This window comes from Mesorhizobium sp. M1D.F.Ca.ET.231.01.1.1 (assembly GCF_003999155.2).
Classification (GTDB): Bacteria; Pseudomonadota; Alphaproteobacteria; order Rhizobiales; family Rhizobiaceae; genus Mesorhizobium.
The window spans coordinates 1-24,415 of the sequence record NZ_RZOZ02000012.1; the positions used below are offsets into that span (position 1 = coordinate 1).

The following is a 24,415-nucleotide window of genomic DNA, read 5'->3' on the forward strand; positions in this document are numbered from 1 at the left end:
CCTCGCCGGGCTTCGGGTGATGCTGCTTCGGAAAAGGCGGCACCGGATATTTGCGCGCGCCGGCCTGCATGGCGCCCTCCTGCTTTGCCTTTGGCTTGGCACGGTCGATCGCATCGACCTTGCGCTGCACGCTGCGCTGCCGGCTCGCCGTCTTCGCGCTATCGGATTTGGATCGGATATCGGTCGACATCGCCATCTCCTTTTCGAAAGACAACGCATGCCGGGGGAAAAGGTTGGCTTTCGCCGGGGCGAGCTCGGCCGCGTGGCCACGGCGCGCGCTATATCAAAGTTAAATGCGGGCGCTCGCCATAGCTGCTAATCGATCGATGTTTTGGGGGACTCTGTAGGAGGAGAGTTCCATGGTCGTTCGAAATCTGGTCGGCAGGCTTTCGGCTGCATTTGTGCACCAGCGTGCCGCCGCGCCGATCGCCCCTCTTAAGCCGATCCGGGCCTCGCTCGCCGACGTGCCGCTGAGAGTGCGCCCGCGCCCGCCCCACCGTCCGGCGCCTCCCATCCGGCCCGCGAGCAATATGTAACTCGCCCTTGCGTCAGCCCTGGCCGATCGGATGCAACCGGCCGGCCGCATCTTCGTTTATGGCGATCCCAATCGTGGTGGAGGCAAACATGAAATCCATTCGCATGAGCAATCCCATTTTCATCCTGGCGGCGGCACTGACCGCGGTGCCTTTCATCGGCCGCGCCTGGCGCGCGCATGAATGGCTTGGATGGTGACCAAGAAATGAGCCGGTTCCTGCCGCTCGCCATCCGCTTCCACAATGGCGGCTCGATGGTGGTTTGCTCGGTCGCCGACGCAAAGAAGGCGTTGAACGGTACATGGAAGGACAAGCAGGCCCCGGACTATCTCGCGGCGGCGCGGCTGGTTGACGACGCCATGGCCGGTATCTGCCGTCCGGCGGTGGCTTTCGCGGCCTTCAAGAAGGCCGCAGCCGAGCAGGGTCTCCTGAGGGTGAGCGACCGGAGTGCGGCGCTCACCATGCTCGACGCGCTGTGGTCGCGCGATGGCAAGGCCCCACCGGAGTAGAACCTCACCTCGGCTCGTTGGTCATGCTGAGATAGGTCGGGTCGAATTCCGCGATCTCGACGAGACGCGGCCAGTCGACGATCGTGACCGTTTGGCTCACCCAGTTGATCACATTCATGCGCCGCAACGCGCCGATGACCCGGTTCATATGCACGACCGAGAGGCCGAGCACGTCGGCGAGCTCAGCCTGCGACAGCGGCAGATGGAAACTCATGTCGCGGGTCTTCTTCACGACCTGAAGCCTGACCAACAACTCGCAGATGAGATGCGCCAGATGCGAGGTCTTGGAACGGCGCCCCATGGCCACGATCCATTCGCGGTGGATGGCGCCGTCGACAAGCGTATCCAGCCACAAGAGCCTGGTGAGATGCGGCGCCTGCTCGGTGATCGCGCGCAGCTTGCTGTGATCAGCCGCCACCACATGGCAGGGCGAAAGCGCGATGATGCCATGGTCCATGGTCTTCAGGAGAAAGGCATGCAGGTCGACGAAATCGCCGGCCACCTGCAGAGATGTGAACTGCCTGCCGCCATCCTCGAGCACCTTGTAGCGCGCGGCGAGCCCATCGACGATCAACGTGCTGACGCTCGGCCTCGATCCTTCCGGGACAATGTCCTCGCCGGTGAGGAAATACTTCTCGACCGACATTGCGCCGGCCAGCAGTGCCTTTTCCTCGTCCGACAGGGCGTCGTGCTGGCCAAGGTTGAGATAAAGGGAATCCAGCATTCGGATTTCCATCCTCCGTTAGCGAAACCTAACGTTGGAGGACCGGGACTGGTTGCAGGGGAGCAGTCGTGAAATCGGCCGTAGCAGGAGATCGCGACGGCCCGAACTGTTCTCGGGATCAGTCGCCTGGAACCATGATCGAAGCGATGGATTGATCGTCAAGATAGACGGCAAAGGCGGTGCCGATGGAACGCTTCTACTTCGACCTCTACAACACCGAAAGCACCCAGAAGGACGCCGAAGGGCAGCTTTTTCCCGACCGCGAGAGTGCGCGCATGGAAGCACTGCGGATACTGCATGATGTTGTGCGCGACGAGGCGCTGGGCGGGGATCGTCTCAAGATCACCGTCAAAGTCCGGAACCAGAAGAGGGACCAGATATTCGAGGCATCCCTGACGCTCGATTCCGCGTGGAGCTGAACATCGCGAGGCGCGAGCCGAAAGGACGCTTCGGCCGGCGGTCGCGGCAACCATCCCCAGCCTCATCGCGTTCCGCCTGCCGGAGGCAAAGCATGTTCGACGATTTCGAAAGTGCCGAGGTCGACACTGGCGGGGCACGGATATTCATCCGGATCGCCGGCGGCGGCCCCGCGCTGCTTCTGCTGCATGGCTTCCCCGAAACGCATCTGATGTGGCGCGACGTGGGGCCGAAGCTCACTGACCGCTTCCGCGTCGTCTGCGCCGACCTGCGCGGCTACGGGAAAAGCTCCTGCCCGCCGTCCGATCCGGATCATGCGCCATACGCCAAGCGCGCCATGGCTGCCGACCTTGCGGCGCTGATGACGAAGCTCGGCTTTTCCCGATTCATGGTCGCCGGGCACGATCGCGGCGGCCGCGTCGCCTATCGGCTGGCGCTCGACCACTCCGACCGCGTCGACAAGCTAGCCGTGCTCGACATCATACCCACCGCCGATGCGTGGGACTTGGCCGACGCCCGGCTGGCGCTGGGCTATTGGCCATGGTCGCTGCTGGCGCAAGCCGCGCCGCTGCCGGAAGCGATCATGGGAATGGCCGCGGATGCGATCGTCGACAATGCGCTGGCCGGCTGGGGCTCCTCGCCCGCCGCCTTTCCCGCCGAGGTCCGGCAGGCCTATGCCGATGCCTTGCGCGATCCGGCTCATGCGCACGCCATCTGCGAGGAATACCGTGCGGCGGCGACGCTCGACCGCGAGCACGACCATGCGGACCGGGCAGCCGGCCGGCGCATCGGCTGCCCGGTGCTGGCGCTATGGAGCGGCCATGGCGCGCTCGCCGAGTGGTACCTTCAAGAAGGCGGACCGCTGGCACTGTGGCGGAAGTGGGCTGACAATGTCAGCGGTGGGGCGATGCCCGGCGGGCATTTCTTTCCGGAGGAATTTCCGGACGAAACCGTAGCAGCGCTGTGTGATTTTCGCTCGCCGGAGAGGTAGCGGACCGCAAGTGGGTCCTGCCGGCACTTGCCGGTCGCAGCCAGAGGATCAACCGGCAGGCGCAAGCCGGTGCCAGATTTGCTCCTGGCCCCAGATTTTTTGCTCAGGGTCCATTGTGATGAAACATTCTTCCTCCCTTGCCGTTCGAGGTCCAAGGAGAACCGTTATGATTAGGCATAGCGGCGAAGCAAGCTCGAAGAAGAAGGTCGAAATCGCGGTGCTCGTCTCCCAATTGACACAAGCGACCGGGATTTCCAACGCGGAAGCGCGGAAGCTGATCAAGCTGGTCGGCACCGATTGGCCTTCACTGCTGCGACGGGCCGGCTTCCTGAAAGCCCGGTAAGCTGCCGCCTTCCGTTACTAGGTTGGCGACAACCCGGTTAGCGGGCGCCCGGCTGCTATATTCCGTAGACCACCGTGAGATAGATCGCCGGCGCCACGATCAGGCAGAGCGCCATCGCGATCACCACCGCATTGCCTAGGCGCTCGGTGCGCCTGGCAATGTCGCCGACGTCGTCATCGTTGATGAATTGGAGGATCGAGATTTCGGCGAGAGCGTAGAGATGATTGTCGTTTGCGGCGTGGCTTTCAGCATCTCGCGCTTTGGGCTTGGCAGACATAGAGGTCAAATCGTCGTCTCACTTTCGAAACCGGCAACGCGGCTTCCTCATTCCGATGGTTTAGTTTCGGTTCGATGGCCTTGGGTGCCCGCCGTTGCGCGGAATGGCGGACACCCAAATGCCGCCGACGGAGGGGTCCATCGGCGACCGCTCACCAACTCGAAGCTTCCGCTTTGGTTGCCGGCGACGGCCCAATGCGCGGGACGCTCGGACTTCAGTCGCAGGAACGGTTCGGACCGTGGCCCCTCATGGAGCGCTGGACGGCGCGATGGTCGCGGCGCGCGGCCTCCGGGTACGGCGCTCTCCGTGGTTGGAACTTCTTCGCCTCCCCCCGGTTCCTCAGAAACACGCCGCGGCTCGCCGCCGTCCAGGCGGATGTCTCAACGGAGGAACCGATGTCCGTGCACGCCCTTCACCCCGATCGCGTCGACGAGGCACGCACGCATGCCTATTCGACCTTCGCTCCGCTGTTGATCCATTCGCTGACCCAGAGGCTGGCACGCAGCCAGGGCATGAAGGAGTTGGATAAGATCGAAACGTCGCTCGTGCGCCTTATCGAGGAAACCGTCGTCGCCGCGCCCGACGGCGAGGCGATGAAGGAGTTCGCGGTCGAGCTCGTGGTGTCGACGCTGCGCAACGTGCGTGAGCATCCCGACGCCAAGCACGACCTGGAAGAGATCGAGGAGCGCCGCACGGCCGGGCGCTCCGAGAACCCGGAGACGCTGGAAGAGCAGTTGCAGTCCGGTCTGGAGGACAGTTTTCCGGCGAGCGACCCGCCGGCGGTCGTTTCGACCTCCATCACCGGTGGCTCGAAGGACATCGTCGGAACCGACGAGGTGCTGCGTCGCAAGAAGGAGGCGCGCCGCGGGCCGGAGAAGGCCGGCTAGCGCGGCGACAACAAAGGAGGCCTGCGATGAACCAGGCAAACGACAATATCCCGAACCGACCTGGTGCCGGTCATTCGCCGTCCCCCGGCCGGTTGCCGACCAAGGGCGGCGAGGATCCGGATGTGCGGTTCCTGGCGGAAAACAGCGATCTTTCGCCGAAGCAGGCGCGTGAATTGATCCGCGAGCACGGTCATGATCGAGACAAGCTCATGAGGATCGCTCGCACCATGAAGGCCGAGGGCTGAAGCGAGGCAAAAATGAGCAATTCACCGAAGAAAGGGCCACCGGGAACTTCCGATCAGTGGCCGCGCTGGGAAGGCCCAAAAGAGAGCCGGCCACCCGGCTACCTGCCGGCCAAGGACGATCCAGACGAGGATCGCGACGCCGCCGGCGAGAATAACAAGGATCCGGAACGGTCCGACCTGGGCGACGTCGCCAAGAAGAAAGGCACCTAAGACCAATCCCAGGTCTTCACACCTTGAACTTCACTCAGCGCAACAGGAGAAGAAAAATGCCACGCGGAGACAAATCGAAATACACCGACAAGCAGGAGCGCAAGGCCGACCACATCGCCGAAGGCTATGAGAAGCGCGGCGTGTCCGAGAAGGAAGCCGAGCGGCGCGCCTGGGCGACCGTCAACAAGGACGATGCCGGCGGCAAGAAGGAAGGCGGCTCCGGCCGCGGCAAGCACACCGGCAATCCGGCGGCGCATAAGGGCGGGCGGATCGGCGGCAAGGCTTCCGGCGACCGACCGGCCGCGGCGCGTTCGGCTTCGGCCAAGAAGGCGGCGGCGACCCGCAAGCGCAACGAGAGCCACACGCATCACTGAACGGGTTTAGTCTCGGTTTAGTCTCCCCCGTTAAGGCGGAGATGGCCGGCCAGAAGTCGCCTCGCAAAGCGACGTGCGTCGCCCTCGACGTGAGACGCCCTCGGTGACATCCTTCCTTCAAGCGGGGGGATCAGCCTCAGCCGCCGTAGAGCCCGATCTCATCAGGCTGGATCCAAGCGGCCTCGTCCCCGGCGATCTCGCCCAGGTGCTTCTCCGGCGCGGCGTCCAGCGGGTCGCGGTCGCCGCCAGTCGGATCGACGATCGCATTGACCAGCGTATCGAGCGAAATGCCAAGCTGGTCCAAGCCGAGCTGCCTTTCGATCTCGGCAATCGCCGAGGGCGATTGCCGCTTCAATGCCTCGACCGCATTCTTGACGGCCGAACCGTAGGAAAACACGGACTCGTAGTCGGCCTGGTCGAGGCCGAACTCCTTGCCCGCACGCTCCATCAGCCGGACTTTCGTCGCCGTGACGTTGAGGCTGTTCACGCTGAACATGGATTGAGAAATGCCAGCCGGCGCCTGGACCAGCGACGAGCCGGATCCAGCGAGGCTGTCTGTGGCCGATCTGGCCGTCGCCGGCGGGCGCTGCGGCTGCAGGATCGGCAGGGCAGTGTTGTTCAGCACGGATAGCGGAGACATTCTCGGCCCCAACGGTACCAGTCCGTCATGGAAGGGCGCCGGACAGTCGAGCCAAGACATCATGTCTCGAGCAGAATGAAATCGGTTCGGCAAGGTGATAGCCGCTTATATCTCAAGAATCTCCTAGGCTGCTCAACCTGCGCGCGTGACCGGCGGGCGGCTGTGGCGCCGCCGCTCAGTCGTCGCCGCCGTCATGGCTGCCGCTGTCCCCACCGCTCCCGCCGGCCCCGCCATCATGGCTGCCGCCGTCGCCGCCATCGTCGCCGCCGCTGTCGCTATCGTGATCGGCGCTCTGGTGATCACCGTCCTCGTTGTCGCCTTGGTCGTCCTGATGCGAGCCGGAATCGGCGCCCTCGCCTTCATGGCCGGTGTCCTCATTCTCGGCGACGTCGCGGTCGCCGTCATTGCCGGCGGCGGCGCCCTGGTCGTCATCATCCTCGGTCACGGTCACCTGGCCGCCATGGTCCGAGCCTGCGAAGGATGGCTGCGCTGCGAGAATGCCGAGCAGGCCGATCGCGGTTGCCGCCAGCAATGGAAGGGTCTTCATGATCGCTCCGATCTTATCGTCGGTGCGGATCATTGCCTTGCCGGATTACGGCGCCGTTAAGCGGGTGATTGCAATTTTAGCGGCTGCTCATTTTATGCCGCCCATGCGGGCTTGCCGTCTTTCAAGCGGCGCCGCGCCAACGACCGCCCGCGCCACGACCGCCTCGAGCGGCTCCGGCCTGTGCAGGAGATAGCCCTGGCCATGACCGATTCCCATGCCCGTGAGGACCTCCAGCGCGCTGCTTTCCTCGATCTTCTCGGCCACCACGGCGGCCCCCACGCTGCGGGCGATGCCGGCAATCGCCGAGACGATCTCGCGGTCGAAGCGGCTGTCGGCGATGTGCTCGATGAAGGAGCCGTCGATCTTGATGGCGTCGATGGGGAAGCGCCTCAGATATTCGAAGGAGCTCATGCCGGCGCCGAAATCATCGAGGCTGACGCGGCAGCGGCGCTGCCTGGCCCTGCGCACGAATTCTTCCGCCGCGTCGAAATTGGTGACGGCGGCGGTCTCGGTGATCTCGAAGCCGATGCCTGAGGGCGGCGCGCCGCTCTCGGCAATCGCGGCGTCGACGAAATCCCAAAGCTGCGGATCGGAGAGCGTCTGCGCCGACAGGTTGAAGCCGAGCGAGATGGCGCCGGAACGGATCGCCCTGCCGTGCCGCATCAGCGCCGTGCGGATGATCCAGCGGTCGAGCCGGGCGGCGAGCCCGAAACGTTCGGCTACCGGCATGAACTCACCCGGCGGGATCGGCTTGCCGTTGCTCCCCTGGAGCCGCGCCAGCACCTCGACATGGCGGCTCTCTTCCCAGGGCCTGCCGAGGCGATGGATCTCCTGGCCGAACAGCGTCAGCCTGCCGCCGTCCATCGCATCGACCAGATCGGCGGCGAGCCGCGCGGCGTTGAGGCCGCTGGCGCTGGCGGCCGTCTCGGCCGAGAACACGGCGAAGCGGTCGCGCCCGCCGGCCTTGGCGGCGTAGCAGGCATCGTCGGCGCAGGCCAGCGCGTCGGCCACCGCCGTCCTGGAATCGCGCACGAAGGCGATGCCGATGCTGGCGGCCAGCCTGCGGGAGGTGACAGCGGAGCCAAGATCGGCGTCGCGCACGGCGGCGAGCACGGCGTGCGCAAGCCGCTCGGCGCAGGCATCGCCGCAGTTCGGCACCAACAGCGCGAACTCGTCGCCGCCGAGGCGCGCGGCATGCGCCGAGGGCGGCAGGCTGGCGACGATGCCGGCGGCCACGCTCTTCAGCGCGATATCGCCCGCGGCATGGCCGGCATAGTCGTTGAGCGCCTTGAAGTAATCGAGGTCGACATAGAAGACGGCGAGCGGCAGCCGGTTGACGGCGGCGATGCTTTCGGCCAGCAGCCGGTCGAAGGCCGCACGGTTCAACAGCCCGGTGAGCGCATCGTGGCGCGCGGCATGGGCGAGCTCCTCGGCGCGCTTCTTCTCGTCGGTGATGTCGCGCACCGTGCCGAGGATCTGGCCGGCCGAGCCGACGCCGGCGATGAAGCGCACCAGCGACTCGACATGACGGATCTCGCCGTCGCGCCTGATGATGCGGTATTGCGTGGCGGTAACGCTCTCCGAGCCCGGCGGCGGCAGGTGCGCGCGCTCGGTGGCCTCCTTGTCGTCCGGGTGAAGATAGGTGTGCCAGAGGCCGGCCGTCACCTCGTCGGTGTCGCTGACCAACCCGAATATCTCCCTGGTGCGCGCGTCCCAATAACTCTTGTTGGTGCCGATATCGTAATGCCAGATGCCGGTGCCGCTGGCGGCGAGCGCGAGGCGGAAACGCACGTTGATCTGCTCGAGCGCGGCCTCGGCCTCCTTCTGCCTGGTGATGTCGGTCTGCACGCCCATGAGGCGCAGTGGCTTGCCCTCGGCGTCGCGCTCGACGATACCGCCGCGGTCGAGCACCCAGACCCAGTGGCCGTCCTTGTGCTTCAGGCGCAGTTCCGTCTCGATCGATCCGGTGTGGCCGGCGATATGGCGGTCGCCGCTCGCCAGCGCCCGCTCGCGGTCGTCTGGGTGGGTGAGGGTCAGCCAGAGATCGGAGGTGTCGGCGAGCTCGCCCTCGGCATAGCCCAGCATCCTCCACCAGGTCGGCGAATAGTAGCAACCGCCGGTCGCGAGGTTCCAGTCCCAAAGGCCGAGCTGGGCGCGATCGAGCGCCAGCGCCCAAAACCTTCCCTTACGTGTCTTGTCGTCCGCCATGCCCTGGTTTTGCCTTCCCCCGTCCGGGCATAGAGCATGAAACCAGACAAGAAAGGGTTACCGGGTCGGGGCTGCCAATCTCCCCTCGCGGGGGGCAGTGGCCGGCAGGCCACAGGGGGGCCTCGCACCATCGGCCGCCAGCAGAGCAATCACGCCTAAAGGAGCAATCAATTGTCGGGAAGCGGCAACGGCGTGTCACTCAAGGTCCGCAGGTAAGCGATGAGACGCCCTCGGCGACCTCCAACCCGAAGGCGCGCAGCGTCTCCGCGACGAAGCCGGCGGGGCGCTTTTCCTCGAAGCCGAATTCGGGACGGGCGTGGAGACGCGCAGCCACGCCGTCATCTCGCGGTGAAGCGCCTGCTGGTCCATCGTCGTCTTCCCTTCAGGCAGACTGCAACAGCACGTCTTGCGGCGCCATCCCCACCAGCTCGGCATAGCGGCCGGGATCGGTCGCCCCTTCGGAATTGATGATCAGCACGCGGGAATTGGCATCGAGACCGAGCGCCGCGCGCATGCCCTTGTCACTCGCAGCACGGACGAGACCGGCAAGCCCTGCCCCGCCGCTTTCTCCGGAGACGATCGCCGGATCGTTACCCAAGGGTCGCGCCAGCTGATTCATCACCGCGACCGCGTCTTCCTCCTCCACCGTCATGAAGGCATCGCCGACGCGCGCCAGCACGCGCCAGGCGATCAGGGACGGCTCAGCGCATTCCAGCATTGCCATCACCGTCGACTGCCGATGTTCGATCGTCACCGGACGTCCGGCCGCCGCCGAGGCGTAGACGCAAGCCGAGCGCCTCGGCTCGACCACCACGGTCTTCGGCCGCCGCTCGCCGAGCAGAATCGCCATATGGCCAGCAATCGCCGCCGCAAAGCCGCCAACGCCGGCCTGCAGGAAGACGTGCGTGGGCGGTTCGGCCATGCGCCGCAGCGCCTCGCGCACGCTCACCGTATATCCCTGCATGACAAGCCCGGGGATGCGCTCGTAGCCCAGCCAGGACGTGTTGGAGACGATCTTCCAGCCGCGCTCGGCACCAACCCGGGCGACTTCGCGCACCGCATGATCATAGCCGCCCGCTACCTGCACGATCTCGGCGCCGAAGCGGGCGATGGCCGCCACGCGCCCGGCGCTGACCCCGGCATGGACATAGATGACCGAGCGTGCGCCGACGAGGCCGGCCCCCTGCGCCACCGAGCGGCCATGGTTGCCATCGGTGGCGCAGCAGAATGTCATCTGGGCGGCGATGGCGCGCAGCTCGGAACTGTTGATTTCGCCGACATCGACTGCGCGACCGAAACGCTTGCCGGCCTCCTCCAGCACCAGCCGGATGACGGCATTAGGCGCCGCCCAGCGCCTTGATGCTGCCAAGGCCAAGACGCTGGCCCTCATCCTTGACATGCAGTGCTGCGATGCCGAGGTCATCGGCCAGTGCCGGCAAGGCGCACAAAGGTGTTTCGGTATGGTTGCCGCGCGCCTTGAGATAATGCTCGGCCCGGTCGGCGCCTGCCATGCCGAGGGACTCGGCGTCGGCCGCCACCAGCGGCTGGTTGTGTTCGCGGCGCTGGTTGAGCAGCAGCATGCTATTCTTTCTTCGAGGCACTGAACTCTGCTGGCGGGTGCGAATCCGCCGCTTGAGTTGGCTAAGTGATTGAAGTTTGTATCGATCTGATGTCGCCGAATGCGGCGCTGGAGGACCTGAATGCCTCCAAGATGACTATTTCTGGTGGTAATTGGCCGTGGTCGTCTGCATTCCTCCCCACTATCAGTCACGCCGAACAGCAATCAGTTCGCTGGCGGCCGGCAACATTACTCAAGCCAGTTGCTTCGTCAGCGAACCTCCTGCGGCGTCATCCCGACCAGCTCGGCATAGCGGCCGGGGTCTGTCGCGCCTTCGGAATTGACTATGAGCACGCGCGATTGGGCATCGAGGTGAAGCGCCGCCCGTCTTCGCTCATCCCTACCGCCACAGCCACCTCGCATACACTTCCCCGACGATGCCACGCCGGAAGATCAGCACGCAGACCATGAAGATCAAGCCGGTGGCGATGGTCACCGGAAAGCCGGAGGTCGCCAGCGTATTCTCCAGGCCGACGACCAGGCCTGCGCCGACCACCGGGCCGACCATGGTGCCGATGCCGCCGAGCAGCGTCATCAGGATCACTTCGCCAGACATCTGCCAGGTGACATCGGTGAGCGTCGCGAACTGGAAGACGATAGCTTTCAGCGCGCCGGCAAGGCCGGCAAGTGCGGCCGACATGACGAAGGCGGCGAGCTTGTAGCGGCCGACCGAATAGCCGAGCGAAATCGCGCGGTTCTCGTTCTCCCGGATTGAGCGCAGGATCATGCCGAAGGGCGAGTTGACGATGCGCCAGATGGCGAAGACGCCGATCAGGAAGACGGCGAGGACGAAGAAGTACATGTTCATCGGCACGTTCAAATCGATGATTCCAAGAAGCGTGCCACGCGCAACGCCCTGGATGCCGTCCTCGCCTTCGGTGAAGGGCGCCTGGACGCAGAAGAAGTAGAACATCTGCGCCATCGCCAGCGTGATCATCGAGAAATAAATGCCCTGCCGACGAATGGCGAGGAAGCCCACGACAAGCCCCATTGCCGCAGCGCCCACGGTGCCGAGCAGGATGCCGGCCTCGGGCGGCCAGCCCCAGGCCTTCACCGCATAGGCGCAGAAATAGGCGGCGCCACCGAAGAAGGCGGCATGGCCGAAGGAAAGCAGACCGGTGTAGCCGAGGAGCAGGTTGAAGGCGCAGGCGAAGAGCGCGAAGCACAGCATCTTCATCACGAAGATCGGGTAGATGAGGAAGGGCGCCGCGACGAGCGCCGCTATACCCAGCGCGACAAGTCCCCGTTCCAGCCTCACCGAGGCGGCGAGGCGCTCTTCATGAAGGGTTGCCTCGCTCATCTCAGGCGTCCCTTCCGAACAGGCCGGCGGGCCTGAGCAGCAGCACGATCGCCATGATGACGAAGACGACGAGGTTCGAGGCCTCGGGGTAAAAAACCTTGGTCAAGCCCTCGGCGAGGCCCAGCATGTAGCCGGTGACGATGGCGCCGAGGATCGAGCCCATGCCGCCGACCACGACCACCGCAAAGACGACGATAATGAGGTCCGAGCCCATCAGCGGGCTGACCTGATAGACGGGCGCGGCGAGGATGCCGGCCAGTCCTGCAAGTGCTGCGCCAAGTCCATAAGTCAGCGTGAGCAGCAACGGCACGTTGACGCCGAAGGCCTGCACCAGTTCCGGGTTCTCGGTGGCGGCGCGCAGGGAGGAGCCGAGCCTGGTCTTCTCGATCAAGAGCCAGGTGCCGATGCAGACGATGAGCGAGGCCACCACCACCCAGCCGCGATAGTTGGGCAGGAACATGAAGCCGAGATTGGTGCCGCCGGCGAGCAGCGCCGGCACGGCATAGGGATTGCCGGAGACGCCGTAGTAGAAGCGGAACACGCCTTCGATGACGAGCGCGAGACCGAAGGTGAAGAGCAGGCCGTAGAGCGGGTCGAGACGGTAGAGCCGCGACAGCGCCAGACGCTCGACCACGATGCCGAACAGGCCGACGGCCAAAGGCACGATGACAAGCGCCGGCCAGTAGCCGATGCCGAGATGGGTCAGCAGCAGATAGCCGATGAAGGCGCCGAGCATATAGAGCGCGCCATGGGCGAAGTTGATGATGCGCAAGAGTCCGAAGATGACGGCCAGGCCGAGGCTGAGCATGGCGTAGAAGGAGCCGTTGATCAGCCCGACCAGGAGCTGGCCGAGAAGCGCCTGGATGGGAATGCCGAAGATCATGGTCATTTGGCCATCATACCCCCAGCACCTCGTGCAGCTTCTCGGTGTGCGCGGAAAGTTGCCCGACCGGAAAACCCTCCACCACCTTGCCGTGGTCCATCAGATAGAAACGGTCGGCGATACGGGCGGCGAAGCGGAAATTCTGCTCGACCAGAAGGATGGTCATGCCGCGCTTCTTCAGCGTCGCCAGCAATTCGCCGATGCGCTGCACGATGACCGGCGCCAGCCCTTCGGTCGGCTCGTCGAGCAGCAGCATCTCGACGCCGGTTCTGAGTATCCGGGCGATCGCCAGCATCTGCTGCTCGCCGCCGGAAAGTTTCGTGCCCTGGCTGTTGCGGCGCTCCTTGAGGTTCGGGAAGAGCTCGAAGATCTCTTCCACGCTTATGCCGCCCTTGGCCACCACCGGCGGCAGGATGAGGTTCTCATCAACCGTCAACGTAGCGAAGATGCCGCGCTCCTCCGGCACGAAGCCGATGCCTTGGTGGGCGACGCGATGCAGCGGCAGGCGGATCAGGTCCTTGCCGTTGAAGGTGACGCTGCCCGTGCGCTTGCGGATCAGGCCCATGATGGCGCGCAGCGTCGTCGTCTTGCCGACGCCATTGCGGCCGAGCAGCGTGACGGTCTCGCCGCGCAAGACCTCGAGATTGACGCCATGAAGCGCGTGGCCCTCGCCGTACCAGGCATGGAGGTCTCGCACGGCAAGCAGCGGCTCACTCATGCCCGCCCCTCTTCATGCTCGGTCCCCATGTAGGCGACGCGCACGCGCTCGTCCTGGCTGACGGTGGCGTAGTCGCCGGCGGCGAGCACCTGGCCGCGCTGCATGACGGTGATCCAGTCGCACAGATCGGCAACGACAGTGAGGTTGTGCTCGACCATCAGCACGGCGCGGTCCTTCGCCAGCGAGCGGATGATGCCGGAGATCATGCCGACATCCTCATGCCCCATGCCGGCCATCGGCTCGTCGAGCAGAAGCACTTTCGGGTCGAGCGCCAGCGTGGTGGCGATCTCCAGCACGCGCTTCCGGCCATAGGAGAGATCGCCGGCGAGACGATGCGCTACATCGTCGAGGCCGACGATGGCGAGCAGCTCGCGCGCCCTCGGCGTCAGCTCGTCGAGGGCCGAGAGCGAGCGCCAGAACTGGTAGCCCAGCCCGCCAGGGCGCTGCAGCGCGACGCGCACATTGTCGAGGAGGCTGAGGTGCGGAAAGATCGCCGAGATCTGAAAGGAGCGGACCAGGCCCATGCGCGCCACTCTCGCCGGCGGCATGCGGGTGATGTCGGTGCCGAGCAGTTCGATCGCGCCGCTGGTCGGCTGCAGGAATTTTGTCAGCAGGTTGAAGATGGTGGTCTTGCCGGCGCCGTTCGGGCCGATGAGGGCATGGATTTTCGCATGATGGACGTCGAGGTCGACATCCTTCACGGCGACGAAGCCGGCGAAATCGCGCCTGAGGCCGCGGGCGGAAAGCACCACCCGCAGCCCCTGTTCCGTGCCGCCCTGTCGGACGGGGGTGGCGGTTTCGAGCGTCACTTGGTGACGAGCGGACAGCCGCTGTCCTCGGCCTTCATGAAAGCCTTGTCGCCCGGAATTGTCGCCAGGTAATTGTAATAGTCCCAATCCTTCTTCGACTCTTCCGGCTTCTTGACCTGGTAGAGATACATGTCGTGCACCATCGAGCCGTCGGCCTGCACCTTGCCGTTCACGGTGAAGACGTCGTTGACCGGCATCTCATGCAGTTGCTTGGCCACCGCCTCGGTCTCGTCGGTGCCGGCCTTGTCGATGGCCTTCAGATATTGCGTCACCGCCGAGTAGGTGCCGGCCTGGATCATGTTCGGCATCCGGTTGGTGCGCTTGAAGAATTTTTGCGCGAAATCGCGGCTCACGTCGTCGCGGTCCCAGTAATAGCCTTCGGTCAGCACCACGCCCTGCGCCGCCTGCAGGCCGAGGCCATGCACCTCGGCAAGCGTGAACAGAAGAGCTGCCAGCCGCTGGCCGCCGGCGACGATGCCGAATTCGGCCGCCTGCTTGATCGAGTTGGAGGTGTCGAGGCCGGCATTGGCAAGGCCGATGATCTTGGCGCCGGAGGACTGCGCCTGCAGCAGGAAGGAGGAATAGTCGGTGGAGCCCAGCGGATAGCGCACCTCGCCCAGTACCTTGCCGCCGCTCGATTCGACCAGCTTGGCGGTCTGGTCCTTCAGGGAATAGCCGAAGGCGTAGTCGACGGTGATGAAATACCAGCTGTCGCCGCCCTGCTGCACCAGCGCGCCGCCGGTGCCGACCGCCTGGGAGTGCGTGTCATAGGCCCAGTGGAAGCCATAGGGCGAGCACTGCTTGCCGGTGAGGTCGGTGGAGGCGGCGCCGGTGACGATGTCGATCTTCTTCTTTTCCTTGGAAAGCCCCTGGACGGCGAGCGCTACGGATGATGTCGTGAGCTCCATGATCGCGTCGACCTGCTCAGTATCGTACCACTGGCGCGCGATGTTGGAGGCGATGTCCGGCTTGTTCTGGTGGTCGGCGCTGACGATCTCGATCGGCGCGCCCTGCACCTTGCCGCCGAAATCCTCGACCGCCATCTTGGCGGCCTCGACCGACCATTTGCCGCCGAAATCGGCATAGACGCCCGACTGGTCGTTGAGGATGCCGATCTTGACCTTGCCGTCGGAAATTTCGCCAGCCGCCGCTGGCATTGCGGATGCCGCAATGAGCGCGGCCGAGACGAGATAGGATGCTTTCACTGGTGGTTCCTCCCTTGTGGCCAACCACGTCAAACGCGGCGAGCCTCGCAATGGTTCAACAGTTCCGTCCGATGTCGTGGAAATTCGGGCTCGCGCCCCGATCGCCGTCCCTCCTCTTCCGCCGCATTCCTGGTGCCGGCGGCGAACCTAGCATCACCTTTTGCGGGCCGAGAATGCTATTTTCGTAGCATGGAGGATAGGGCACGCCGGCGCCGCGCCACCTCACCACGGCAGCCGTTTGCCGTCGCGGAAGAAGCCGCCGGTCGGGCCGTCGTCCGGCAAGGTGGCGGCCCACACTATGCCGGCGGCCCCTTGCGCGACGGGGCGTCCGCCGGGGCCGCCCATGTCGGTCGCGACCCAACCGGGACAGATCGAATTGACCAGCACGCCGGTGCTTCGGAGTTCCGCCGCGAGGATGCGCGTCAGCGCGTTGAGCGTCGCCTTGCTGGTCGAATAGGCCGGCGCGCCGGCGCCCATCGAGGCGAGTGAGCCGCCTTCGGAAGAGACGTTGACCAGCCGGCCGTGGCCGGAGGCGCCGAGCAGCGGCGCGAAGGCAACCGCCACGCGCCAGGCGCCGAAGACATTGGTCTCGAAGGCCTCGCGGATCACCGTCCAGTCGGGTCCAAGTGCCCGCGCGGACGGGTCATAGTGGATGGCGGCGTTGTTGACCAAAACGTCGAGCCGGCCGAAGCGGCGCTCGACTTCGGCCGTCGCGTGCGCAGCGGCGTCCGGCGCGGCAACGTCAAGCGCGATGGCCTTCACGCTGCCGCCAAGCGTCCTTGCCGCAGCCTCGCCCTTGGCGAGGTCGCGCACGCCGATGAGCGCCGTGAAGCCGAGCTCCGCGAGCTGGCGGGCCGTCTCCAGGCCGATGCCGCGATTGCCGCCGGTGATCAGCGCCACCTTGCCGTTATGCGTTGTCTTGGCATTCATCGTCTTTCTCGCAGGAGCATTGGTCTTCAGGGCTTGGTGTCTGGCCGCCCGGCGGCTTTGTCGGCACATTCGCACGGTCAGAATTGAATGATTAGATGGAAAGACTTTCAGTCATTGCGCGATCCCTTGCATGAATGGATCATCGCAGTCTGGCGCGCTGCCTGCCATCGCCCCACGGCATCGTCTGGCTCCCACGAAGCGGCTCACGGTTCGCCGCAGCGGCGCCAAGCTCTTCCAGCAGGCGCGTGCTGCGACGCCTCGGCGCGGTCTGCCTCGCCGACTTCGGGCTTCTGCTGGCCGGCGCCAGCTTATAGCTCCGGCCGGCCTATTTCTTGTTCTGCGGATGGATCGTCTCGCCGCGCTTAAGCATCTCGACGAAACTCTCGATCTTCTTCCTGCGCCCCGCCTCGGTCTTCATGTTGTGGATGCGGAAGGCTAGCGCGAAGCGGTTCTGCGCCGAAAGCTCTTCCAGCATCTCCTTTGCTTTCGGCTCGGCGTCGATGGCCGCCTGCAGGTCCGGCGGGATGGTCATATCCCTTGAGCCGCCATAGGCGCGGTCCCAGCGGCCGTCGGCCTTGGCCGCCTCGACTTGGCGCAGGCCATGCTTTGTCATGCGGCCCTGCTCGATCAGGCGGGCAACATTGTCGATGTTGATCCTGCTCCAGATGCTCTTTTTGCCGCGCGGCGTGTAGCGCTGCAGGAAGCTCTTCTCGTCGAGCGACTTGCGCACCGCGTCGATCCAACCGAAGCAGAGAACGACGTCGATCGCCTCCTTCGGCGTGATCGAGGCAAGGCCCGAACCCACCTTGTGGACCCTGATCCAGATCTCGCTTTCGCTGGCGTGGTTGTCGGCCAGCCAGGCGTAGAAGCTTCCCGCATCGGGGAATTCATGAACCTTGTCCGGGTCGACTTTTATGGGAGCCATTGGTGTTCCTCTCGCACGGCGCCAAAGCTGCCGATCTCCCCCCTTGTGGGGGAGATTGACTGAATCACCATCGGACTCCTCGATAGCCCTATCGGTTTCTTCCGTTTTCGTTTCGCCCACTCGCCTGCAACAACAGCGTCCATGCAAGGAAAGGCATGGATATGGACAATCGAAAAATCCTGATCGTCGGCGGCAGCTCGGGCATGGGGCTGGCGCTTGCCAGGCGCTGCCTCGATGAAGGCGCGGCTGTAACTATCGCCGGGCGCGGCGAAGCGAAACTGGGCGCCGCACGGGACGAGCTCGGCCGCCCGGCCGCGCTCGAGACGGCGGTGGTCGACGTCAGCCGCGAGGCCGAGGTCGCCGCGCTGTTCGAGCGTATCGGCCGGCTCGACCATATCGTCAGCACCGCGGCCGACATCGAGGGCGCCTACCGGCTGTTGCCGGAGGTCGAGCTTTCAGCCGCGCAAAGGGTGGTGGAGAGCAAGTTCTACGGGCCGCTGCTCTTAGCCAAGCATGGCGCGCCGAAGCTTTCGGCAACCGGCTCGCTCACCTTCGTCTCCGGCATCGCCGCCTACCGGCCGGCGGCGCGCGGCTCGGTGGTCGCCGCCGTCAACGCCGCGCTCGAAGGGCTGGTGCGGGCCTTGGCCATCGAGCTGGCGCCGATCCGCGTGAACGCGGTGTCGCCCGGCTGGGTCGACACGCCGATCTGGCAGTTCGTTGCCGGCGATGCGAAGAACGAGACGCTCGCCGCCATGGCCAAGCGCCTGCCGGCGGGGCGCGTCGGGCGGCCTGAGGACATTGCCGACGCGATCCGCTTCCTGATCGGCAACGGCTTTACGACGGGAACGACACTGCATGTCGAGGGCGGGCATCGGCTGGCCTGACCGGCGCGAAGCCCGTGTCCGCCGAAGCGAGCAGCGCCTTCAGCGCCGGCGGCTGGACCCGCCCTCGGCGCCAGATCATCACCAGTTGCGCCGAGCGGACAGGACCCGGCCATGCAAGCTCGGCCACCTCGCCGCGATCGATCGCCGTGGTTACCGCAAGCCGCGGCACAATGCCGAAACCCGCGCCGGCCGCCACCAGCCCCGCGATGGCGTCGATGCTGCCGACCTCGGCCGCGAGCTTCGGCCCGTTGAGCCCGGCCTCGGCGAAGGCCCTGTCGACCATGGCGCGGTAGACGCAGCCGGTTTCGGTGGCGACGAAGCGCTTTTCGGCAAGCTCGGCCAGATCGACGTCCGCCCGGTTCTCGCCCGGCGGCGCGATCAGCACCAGCGGCTCGGCCGCGACGATACGCCTGGCGAAGCGGTCATCCGGCGCGCTGGCGCCGGACCTGTCGAAGCAGAAGGCGACGTCGATCTCGCCATCGCCAAGCCTTCGCAGCAATTCACCGCTGCCGGCGATCTTCAGTTTTATGGAGATATCGGGATGAACGGCCTGGAAGTCGGTGAGCCAGCCCGCGAGTCTTACGGAAGCAATCGATTCCAGCGCGCCGATCGATAATGTTGGGGCCGTCTCGCCCTTGCTGGCATCGACGGCGGCTCGCGCATCGTCGGCGAGCGCCAAAAGCCCCTCGGCATAGGGTTTCAGCGCGTCGCCGGCCGGCGTCAGCTCAAGCCCTTGCCGCGAGCGCGTGAACAGGTCGGCGCCAAGCTCGGCCTCCAGCGCCTGGATCTGGTCGCTGACGCTCGACTGCGCGAGATTGACCTCGGCGGCTGCGCGCGTGACGTTGCGCGTGCGCGCGACCGCAAGAAAGGTCTTCAGCAGCCTTGGATGCATGCGGCCCTACTGCAGCTGCGGCTTCTTGAGGAAGGAATTGCGGTCGGCGGATTTTACGCGCAGCCAGGTCTCGCGGCCGTCGCGCACCACGCGCAGCGGAATCTCGGCGCCGGCAGGGTTCTCCCACAACTTGCGATAGAAGTCGGCGAGACCGTCGACCTCGCCGTCGCGCACGTCGGAGATGATGTCGCCCTGGCGCAGGCCAGCCTTGGCCGCCGGGCCGCCCTCGGCGACGCTCATCACCACCACCATGCCGTTCGACTCGGCCGAGAAGGCGCCGAGCCACGGGCGCGGCGGCTTGGCCACCTGGCCGCGCTTCACAAGGTCGTCGAGGATCGGCGTCAGAAGGTCGATCGGCACGATCATGTTGATGTCGGCGATCTCGCCGGCGCGGCTCATCTGCAGGCGCAGCGAGCCTACGCCGAGCAGCTTGCCGTCGCGGTCGAACAGCGCGGCGCCACCCCAGGACGGATGCGCCGGCGCGGTGAAGATCGCCTCGTCGATGAGATATTCCCAATACCCGGCGAATTCCTGCTTGGTGACGATATGCGCATCGACCTGCTGGCCCACGCCGTCGGCAAGCGTCACGGCGTCGCCGATATTGGCCTTCCTGGCGTTGCCGAACTTTACCGCCGGCAGGTTGAGCGGCGACAGCGCCTGCACCAGACCGAAGCCGGTCTCCTGGTCGTAGGCCAGCGCGTGCGCGGCGACCACGCGGCCGTTCTGGTCGGTCAGCCAAACCTCCTCGGCCTCGGTAATCAGATAGCCGATGGTGAGCACCAGCCCATTGTCGCGGATCACCACGCCGCTGCCCTCGCGGCGCGTGCCCAGCGCATTGGCGGTGAAGGCGTCGTCCGGAACCGTGGCGCGCACGGCCACGACGGAGCGCGATACTTTTTCGATGGTCATCGGTCGATCCTGAATTGCGGGTCTTTTTCTATAAGTATGGCCAATGGGACGCGGTGCAAGGGTTCCACCCCTCTCGCGGGAGAAGGGGGGTCCGTGCTGGCCCAGTCACTAGTTCAACGAAAATTGAACTTTTTTCTTTGACGGACGCGTGGTCGCACCTAAGTCTATGCCCAACCAACCCGCATCCGCCCGCAGGAACCCGCAAGATGAACCAGTACACCCCGCCTAAAGTCTGGACCTGGAACAAGCCGAACGGCGGCGCTTTCGCCTCGATCAACCGGCCGGTCGCCGGACCGACACACGAGAAGGAGCTTCCTGTCGGCAAGCATCCGCTGCAGCTCTATTCGCTGGCCACGCCCAACGGCCAGAAGGTCACGATCATGCTGGAGGAGCTTCTGGCGCGCGGCCATAAGGGCGCCGAATACGACGCCTGGCTGATCCGCATCAATGACGGCGACCAGTTCGGCTCAGGCTTCGTCGAGGTCAACCCGAACTCCAAGATCCCGGCGCTGATGGACCGCAGCGAGCCGAACCCGGTGCGGGTGTTCGAATCCGGCTCGATCCTCACCTATCTGGCGGAAAAGTTCGGCGAATTCCTGCCGGCGGAGCGTGCCGCTCGCGCGGAAACCTTCTCCTGGCTGTTCTGGCAGATGGGCTCGGCGCCGTATCTCGGAGGCGGCTTCGGCCATTTCTACGCCTATGCGCCGGAAAAGATCGAATACGCCATCGACCGCTTCGCCATGGAGACCAAGCGGCAGATGGACGTGCTGGACCGGCGACTCGCCGAGAGCGAATACCTTGCCGGGCCCGACTACACCATCGCCGACATGGCGGTCTGGCCCTGGTATGGCGGGCTCGCCAAGGGCCGCAGCTACAATGATGCCGCGCAGTTCCTCTCCGTGCACGAGTACAAGCACGTGCAGCGCTGGGCCGACGCGATCGACGCCAGGCCGGCGGTGAAGCGCGGCCGCATGGTCAACCGCCTCTCCGGCGACCCGGCCTACCAACTGCACGAACGCCACGACGCCAGCGACTTCGAGACGAAGACGCAGGACAAGCTGCAAGCGGCGGAGTGAAGGCAATCTGCCCCGCAAGGGCCGCAAGGTGGGAGATCAGGCGCTCAGCCGCTTTCGCCAACCTCCCACGTCTCGCCTATTCCGCGAACGAAAGCGCGCCCGCCACGCCGAATATCTCGGCGCTCGTCGTGGCGGGAGGTTCGCCGCCCAGTGCCTGATAGAGCTTGGCAAAGCAGGCGAAGCCGACGATGAGCATCCCCAGCGCCAGCAGCCCTGTCGGTCGATCTTTTCATCAGCGCCCCCAGCGCCTTCCCAATCGGGCAGCGGGAAGCGCATCAGCCACCCTAGCCGGGCTTTTTGCCGGGGCTAAGTGCAAGACATCACACGAGGAAAGTTAAATGCGCCTTCGACCGGCGTGTCTTCTCCATCCGGCCGCGGTGGACATTTTCGACTTTACTCGACTGGCGAACCAATATCCGACGCCCGAGACGGCCGCGCCATGTCTTTCGCGCCATAAGTGCCGACCGCGTGAGCAAAAAGCCACACTCCCCAAGAATAAAAAGCTCTACCACCTGCCTTGGTTGACAGGAAACGCGCATGTGACATTATCCAGCGGGGATTTTTAGGAGAGCATTGGCATGAAGAAGATTTATGAGAGGCCTGTCCTCGTCCGCAAAGGCAAGCTTTCGACGATCACCGCGGTTGCGTCGACCGTGATCCCGGGTTGATCCCACACAACCTTATGGGCTTGATCCCGCTGTCCAAGGCACCAGTCTTCCTCACCGATTTGTAGCGCTGTTATTCCGGTGTCGGTGGATAGCCTGACCCATTTGAGGGGGAATCCAACTATGAAGAAGACCTACGAGAAGCCCAGTTTTGTCCGCAAAGGCAAGCTTTCCAGGATCACGGCGGGACCGTCGGCTCCAGTCACAAACGGTTCAACCTGATCCGAAGAGGGATTCAGGGAAACTCAGCCATGAAGAAAACCTATGAGAGGCCGACCCTGCTCAAGAAGGATAGGCTTTCGGCGATCACCGCTAACGGCGCCGCTTCGCCCGTTACGATCTGAGTACCAAAGCGCCCCGCACCGACATTGAGGCGGCGCACCATAGCGCTTGCCTGACCTGTGTCGTTTGCCCCGAAGCTGCCGCGCTTGGCCGGCATGCGTCAGAGCGACAGCACCAGATCATCAAGCACCATCTGCCAGTGATGCTTCGTCGACAGGCGTACACGCGTCACCGCTTTCAGCATCGGCGCGTAGTGAACCGGCGCCAGCGCCGACAGCGCGACCTCGTCGCGCGCGACCAGCTCGTCCCCCAGCCAGCTTTCGACCAGGGCGGTCTCGCCCTGTGAGCGCAGCCACGCGGCAGTCAGCATCACCGAATGGAAGCCGAAGGGCGCCGCGCGGCCGAGCTCGGCCGGATGGCCGCTGCTGGTATAGGCGATGTAGGCGCCCGAGACGTTGCCGTTGACGTAGCCCTGGCTGTTCTTGGTGTGGTCGCGCGACATGGCGTTGAGATTGTACCAGTCCAGCCCGGCATGGCCCGACGGAATCTTGCATAGGCCGCGCGTGGTTACATCGTCGAAGGCGATGGCGCTGAGCGGCGCATCGGGCTCGAGCGCCCCGGGCGCAAGCAAGCCGAGCTCGACCGGATAGGCCGAGAGCGCGAGGCGCCGGTCGAGCCCGCCGCCGGCAATCACGACTTGATCGGCCTCGACGGCGAGAGGGAAATGGAAGGCCTCGCCCGGGCCGAGCGGCCGGCTGTCGAGCAGCCGGCCCTTGCCCATCACCGATAGCGTCGCTGCGGCCGGCGTCCTGCCGCTCACCATGCGCGCGGGCGTGAGCCCGACGGCCTAGGCAGTCCCTCCCCGGCCATGCCCACGAGCGAGCCGCGCGAGTCCATCAAGCGCACCAGCTGGTTCTCGTTAGCGCCGCTAGCGCGCCAGCCCGGCGGCACTGAGACGGAAAAGCGGTAGGTTCCGGGCGTGCGGATCGCAGCGCTGCGCCGCTTCGACGACATCGGGAAATTGGCAAAGCCGGCAGCATTGCTTCGCACCGCGGCAATAAAGCGGCCCTGCTCGTCGAACAGCCGCACCGCGACGCCAGCCATCGGGCGGTCGGTCAGGCCATAGGTTCCGTCGCCGTCGACATCCATGAAGACGAAGGAGGAGAAGTTCAGCTTGCCGGATGTCGGGCCCCACGCGGTGCGCGGCGCATAGTCGCCGGCCGGATTGGGATTGCCGCGAGCCCTGCGGCGCTTGCGCCGCCAGCGCAGGGCGAGCGCGATGAGCGCTACGGCGCCGGCGAGGACAAAGGCGCAGATGAAGAGGACGAGGGCGTTGTCAGCCATGGCGAGGGTCGCGGGCTGTAGGGTTGATGGTCAGCAAAGGCGACGATCCTTGGTTGTTCTGATGCAACCTAGCTTGCTGCAAAGCGGCTGGACAGACAGCACCCTCCTGCTCCCACAAGCGGAGAAGGTCAGGTCGCCAGCTCTACCCACACCGGCGCGTGGTCGCTGGCATTGTCCTGGCCTCGCACATCGCGATCGATGCCGGCCGCCTTCAGCTTTCGCGCCAGCTTCTTCGGCAGCAGGATGTGGTCGAGCCTGAGGCCAGCGTCGCGCGGCCAGCGGTTTCGGCGGTAGTCCCAGAAGGTGTAGAGCTTCTCTTCCTTCGGGAACGTTTTGCGCAGCGCATCCGTCCAGCCCTGCTCGATCAGCGAGGCGAAAGCGGCGCGGCTTTCAGGCTGCACCAGCGCGTTGTCGTCATAGGAGCGGGTTTGGTAGATGTCGCGCGGCTCGGGCACGATGTTGTAGTCGCCGGCAAGCACCACCGGCAGGCCGGTGTCGAGGAGTTGCCCGGCATGCGTGGCGAAGCGCTCGTGCCAGGCGAGCTTGTAATCGAGTTTCGGCCCCGGCTGCGGGTTGCCGTTGGGCGCGTAGAGGCAGGCAATGACGACGCCGTCGACCGCCGCCTCGATGTAGCGCGCCTGGCGGTCGGCATCGTCGCCGGGAAGCGCGTCGCGCGTCAGCACCGGCTCGGCGCCGCGAGCCAGTATGGCAACGCCGTTCCAGGTCGGCTCGCCCTTCCACACCGCGCCGTAACCGGCATTCGCCAGCCTGGTCAGCGGAAACTGGGTGTCGCGCGCCTTGAGCTCCTGCAGGCAGACGACATCAGGCTTGGCGCGGGCAAGCCAGGCCAGAAGGTTTTCCAGCCGGCTGTTGATGTTGTTGATGTTGAAGCTGGCGAGTTTCATTTTTGGATGCCGAAGGCGCCCTCGCTTCGTCATCCTCGGGCTTGACCCGAGGATCCATGCCGTGCCCCTCGCCGTGGAACGCGGCGAGGCAGAATTCTGAACCGTTGCAACGCCTTAGCGTCACGGAATGGATCCTAGGGTCTACGCGCGTCGCTTCGCTCCTTG

General features: G+C 65.2%; 29 protein-coding genes and 3 pseudogenes. 11 read left to right on the forward strand and 21 right to left on the reverse strand.

Translation table 11 applies throughout. From position 1 onward, the window contains the following. Together EN874_RS25720 and EN874_RS33830 are read right to left on the reverse strand one after the other, a co-directional pair. Nucleotides 1–190 (reverse strand): annotated as a pseudogene (locus tag EN874_RS25720) (short-chain dehydrogenase); the annotation flags it as partial. A 358-nt stretch (nucleotides 191–548) separates the two neighbouring features. Then, the gene (locus tag EN874_RS33830; protein ID WP_168247611.1) at nucleotides 549–692 is read right to left on the reverse strand and encodes a hypothetical protein; all 144 of its coding nucleotides are present in this window, start codon (nucleotides 690–692) and stop codon (nucleotides 549–551) included. A gap of 47 nt (nucleotides 693–739) precedes the next feature. Here EN874_RS33830 and EN874_RS25725 point away from each other — a divergent pair, with 47 nt between their 5' ends. Continuing rightward, entirely contained in the window at nucleotides 740–1,042 is a 303-nt protein-coding gene (locus EN874_RS25725; protein ID WP_126084608.1) for a DUF982 domain-containing protein, read from the forward strand. 4 nt (nucleotides 1,043–1,046) lie between these two features. On the opposite strand, the gene EN874_RS25730 is transcribed toward EN874_RS25725, so the two are convergent. Continuing rightward, nucleotides 1,047–1,766, reverse strand: coding sequence for a Crp/Fnr family transcriptional regulator (locus tag EN874_RS25730; RefSeq protein WP_127427908.1), 720 nt, complete (start codon nucleotides 1,764–1,766; stop codon nucleotides 1,047–1,049). Between the two features lie 185 nt (nucleotides 1,767–1,951). On the opposite strand from EN874_RS25730, the gene EN874_RS25735 reads away from it, so the two are divergent. From EN874_RS25735 to EN874_RS33835, 3 genes are all read left to right on the forward strand, one after another. Further along, the gene (locus EN874_RS25735) at nucleotides 1,952–2,185 is read left to right on the forward strand and encodes a hypothetical protein (RefSeq protein ID WP_127427907.1); all 234 of its coding nucleotides are present in this window, start codon (nucleotides 1,952–1,954) and stop codon (nucleotides 2,183–2,185) included. A gap of 92 nt (nucleotides 2,186–2,277) precedes the next feature. Further along, nucleotides 2,278–3,174, forward strand: coding sequence for an alpha/beta hydrolase (locus EN874_RS25740; protein ID WP_127427906.1), 897 nt, complete (start codon nucleotides 2,278–2,280; stop codon nucleotides 3,172–3,174). Between the two features lie 166 nt (nucleotides 3,175–3,340). After that, nucleotides 3,341–3,517, forward strand: a complete 177-nt coding sequence (locus EN874_RS33835; protein ID WP_168247612.1) for a hypothetical protein — start codon at nucleotides 3,341–3,343, stop codon at nucleotides 3,515–3,517. A gap of 55 nt (nucleotides 3,518–3,572) precedes the next feature. Here the strand turns inward: EN874_RS33835 and EN874_RS25745 are convergent, their stop codons facing one another. Continuing rightward, nucleotides 3,573–3,794: a hypothetical protein gene (locus tag EN874_RS25745; RefSeq protein WP_127427905.1), complete on the reverse strand. Its 222-nt coding sequence runs from the start codon at nucleotides 3,792–3,794 to the stop codon at nucleotides 3,573–3,575. Between the two features lie 395 nt (nucleotides 3,795–4,189). Between EN874_RS25745 and EN874_RS25750 the strand changes: the two genes are divergently transcribed. The 4 genes from EN874_RS25750 to EN874_RS25765 are packed head-to-tail and all read left to right on the forward strand — an operon-like array spanning nucleotide 4,190 to nucleotide 5,510. Next, nucleotides 4,190–4,681 (forward strand): hypothetical protein, encoded by a 492-nt coding sequence (locus EN874_RS25750; protein ID WP_127427904.1) that lies wholly within the window; start codon nucleotides 4,190–4,192, stop codon nucleotides 4,679–4,681. Between the two features lie 26 nt (nucleotides 4,682–4,707). Continuing rightward, on the forward strand, nucleotides 4,708–4,926 hold the full coding sequence (locus EN874_RS25755; RefSeq protein ID WP_126084614.1) for a hypothetical protein: 219 nt from the start codon (nucleotides 4,708–4,710) through the stop codon (nucleotides 4,924–4,926). Between the two features lie 12 nt (nucleotides 4,927–4,938). Next, nucleotides 4,939–5,136 carry a hypothetical protein gene (locus EN874_RS25760; RefSeq protein ID WP_127427903.1) on the forward strand — a complete coding sequence of 66 codons (198 nt, stop codon included), beginning with the start codon at nucleotides 4,939–4,941 and terminating at the stop codon, nucleotides 5,134–5,136. Nucleotides 5,137–5,192: 56 nt separating this feature from the next. After that, nucleotides 5,193–5,510 carry a plasmid stabilization protein gene (locus EN874_RS25765; protein ID WP_126084616.1) on the forward strand — a complete coding sequence of 106 codons (318 nt, stop codon included), beginning with the start codon at nucleotides 5,193–5,195 and terminating at the stop codon, nucleotides 5,508–5,510. Nucleotides 5,511–5,646: 136 nt separating this feature from the next. On the opposite strand, the gene EN874_RS25770 is transcribed toward EN874_RS25765, so the two are convergent. The 12 genes and pseudogenes from EN874_RS25770 to EN874_RS25825 form a co-directional block, all read right to left on the reverse strand. Continuing rightward, complete coding sequence (locus tag EN874_RS25770; protein WP_127427902.1) at nucleotides 5,647–6,150, reverse strand: hypothetical protein; 504 nt, start codon at nucleotides 6,148–6,150, stop codon at nucleotides 5,647–5,649. A gap of 175 nt (nucleotides 6,151–6,325) precedes the next feature. Beyond that, nucleotides 6,326–6,697 carry a hypothetical protein gene (locus tag EN874_RS25775; RefSeq protein WP_127427901.1) on the reverse strand — a complete coding sequence of 124 codons (372 nt, stop codon included), beginning with the start codon at nucleotides 6,695–6,697 and terminating at the stop codon, nucleotides 6,326–6,328. 87 nt (nucleotides 6,698–6,784) lie between these two features. After that, nucleotides 6,785–8,905 (reverse strand): EAL domain-containing protein, encoded by a 2,121-nt coding sequence (locus tag EN874_RS25780; protein ID WP_127427900.1) that lies wholly within the window; start codon nucleotides 8,903–8,905, stop codon nucleotides 6,785–6,787. 223 nt (nucleotides 8,906–9,128) lie between these two features. Continuing rightward, a pseudogene (locus EN874_RS25785) lies at nucleotides 9,129–9,274 on the reverse strand (amidohydrolase); the annotation flags it as partial. Nucleotides 9,275–9,287: 13 nt separating this feature from the next. Next, nucleotides 9,288–10,485 (reverse strand): annotated as a pseudogene (locus EN874_RS25790) (diaminopropionate ammonia-lyase). A 378-nt stretch (nucleotides 10,486–10,863) separates the two neighbouring features. After that, nucleotides 10,864–11,823 (reverse strand): branched-chain amino acid ABC transporter permease, encoded by a 960-nt coding sequence (locus EN874_RS25795; protein ID WP_127427899.1) that lies wholly within the window; start codon nucleotides 11,821–11,823, stop codon nucleotides 10,864–10,866. A gap of 1 nt (nucleotide 11,824) precedes the next feature. Continuing rightward, the gene (locus EN874_RS25800) at nucleotides 11,825–12,712 is read right to left on the reverse strand and encodes a branched-chain amino acid ABC transporter permease (RefSeq protein ID WP_126084622.1); all 888 of its coding nucleotides are present in this window, start codon (nucleotides 12,710–12,712) and stop codon (nucleotides 11,825–11,827) included. 7 nt (nucleotides 12,713–12,719) lie between these two features. Further along, a complete protein-coding gene (locus tag EN874_RS25805) occupies nucleotides 12,720–13,424 on the reverse strand; it encodes an ABC transporter ATP-binding protein (RefSeq protein ID WP_127427898.1) in 705 nt (234 codons plus the stop codon). Further along, nucleotides 13,421–14,233: an ABC transporter ATP-binding protein gene (locus tag EN874_RS25810; RefSeq protein WP_168247613.1), complete on the reverse strand. Its 813-nt coding sequence runs from the start codon at nucleotides 14,231–14,233 to the stop codon at nucleotides 13,421–13,423. The genes EN874_RS25805 and EN874_RS25810 overlap by 4 nt, the downstream gene beginning before the upstream one ends. Then, on the reverse strand, nucleotides 14,230–15,438 hold the full coding sequence (locus EN874_RS25815) for an ABC transporter substrate-binding protein (RefSeq protein ID WP_127427897.1): 1,209 nt from the start codon (nucleotides 15,436–15,438) through the stop codon (nucleotides 14,230–14,232). The genes EN874_RS25810 and EN874_RS25815 overlap by 4 nt, the downstream gene beginning before the upstream one ends. A 222-nt stretch (nucleotides 15,439–15,660) precedes the next feature. Further along, nucleotides 15,661–16,368: an SDR family NAD(P)-dependent oxidoreductase gene (locus EN874_RS25820; protein WP_127427896.1), complete on the reverse strand. Its 708-nt coding sequence runs from the start codon at nucleotides 16,366–16,368 to the stop codon at nucleotides 15,661–15,663. Nucleotides 16,369–16,693: 325 nt separating this feature from the next. Beyond that, nucleotides 16,694–17,293: a YdeI/OmpD-associated family protein gene (locus tag EN874_RS25825; RefSeq protein WP_127427895.1), complete on the reverse strand. Its 600-nt coding sequence runs from the start codon at nucleotides 17,291–17,293 to the stop codon at nucleotides 16,694–16,696. A 155-nt stretch (nucleotides 17,294–17,448) separates the two neighbouring features. Between EN874_RS25825 and EN874_RS25830 the strand changes: the two genes are divergently transcribed. Then, nucleotides 17,449–18,177, forward strand: a complete 729-nt coding sequence (locus tag EN874_RS25830) for an SDR family oxidoreductase (protein WP_127427894.1) — start codon at nucleotides 17,449–17,451, stop codon at nucleotides 18,175–18,177. Here the strand turns inward: EN874_RS25830 and EN874_RS25835 are convergent. Continuing rightward, nucleotides 18,128–19,069 carry a LysR family transcriptional regulator gene (locus tag EN874_RS25835; RefSeq protein WP_127427893.1) on the reverse strand — a complete coding sequence of 314 codons (942 nt, stop codon included), beginning with the start codon at nucleotides 19,067–19,069 and terminating at the stop codon, nucleotides 18,128–18,130. The genes EN874_RS25830 and EN874_RS25835 overlap by 50 nt on opposite strands. A 6-nt stretch (nucleotides 19,070–19,075) precedes the next feature. After that, nucleotides 19,076–19,978: a S1C family serine protease gene (locus EN874_RS25840; RefSeq protein ID WP_127427892.1), complete on the reverse strand. Its 903-nt coding sequence runs from the start codon at nucleotides 19,976–19,978 to the stop codon at nucleotides 19,076–19,078. A gap of 206 nt (nucleotides 19,979–20,184) precedes the next feature. Between EN874_RS25840 and yghU the strand changes: the two genes are divergently transcribed. Beyond that, a complete protein-coding gene (yghU, locus tag EN874_RS25845; protein WP_127427891.1) occupies nucleotides 20,185–21,054 on the forward strand; it encodes a glutathione-dependent disulfide-bond oxidoreductase in 870 nt (289 codons plus the stop codon). Nucleotides 21,055–21,970: 916 nt separating this feature from the next. Continuing rightward, nucleotides 21,971–22,063, forward strand: a complete 93-nt coding sequence (locus EN874_RS25855) for a putative RiPP precursor (RefSeq protein ID WP_127417034.1) — start codon at nucleotides 21,971–21,973, stop codon at nucleotides 22,061–22,063. Nucleotides 22,064–22,161: 98 nt separating this feature from the next. Here the strand turns inward: EN874_RS25855 and EN874_RS34495 are convergent, their stop codons facing one another. The 3 genes from EN874_RS34495 to EN874_RS25865 form a co-directional block, all read right to left on the reverse strand. Then, entirely contained in the window at nucleotides 22,162–22,821 is a 660-nt protein-coding gene (locus EN874_RS34495; protein WP_245516193.1) for a hypothetical protein, read from the reverse strand. Beyond that, complete coding sequence (locus EN874_RS34500; protein WP_245513675.1) at nucleotides 22,818–23,345, reverse strand: hypothetical protein; 528 nt, start codon at nucleotides 23,343–23,345, stop codon at nucleotides 22,818–22,820. Before EN874_RS34500 ends, EN874_RS34495 begins: the two co-directional genes overlap by 4 nt. 128 nt (nucleotides 23,346–23,473) lie before the next feature. After that, nucleotides 23,474–24,250, reverse strand: a complete 777-nt coding sequence (locus tag EN874_RS25865) for an exodeoxyribonuclease III (protein ID WP_127427889.1) — start codon at nucleotides 24,248–24,250, stop codon at nucleotides 23,474–23,476. Nucleotides 24,251–24,415 lie beyond the last annotated feature (165 nt).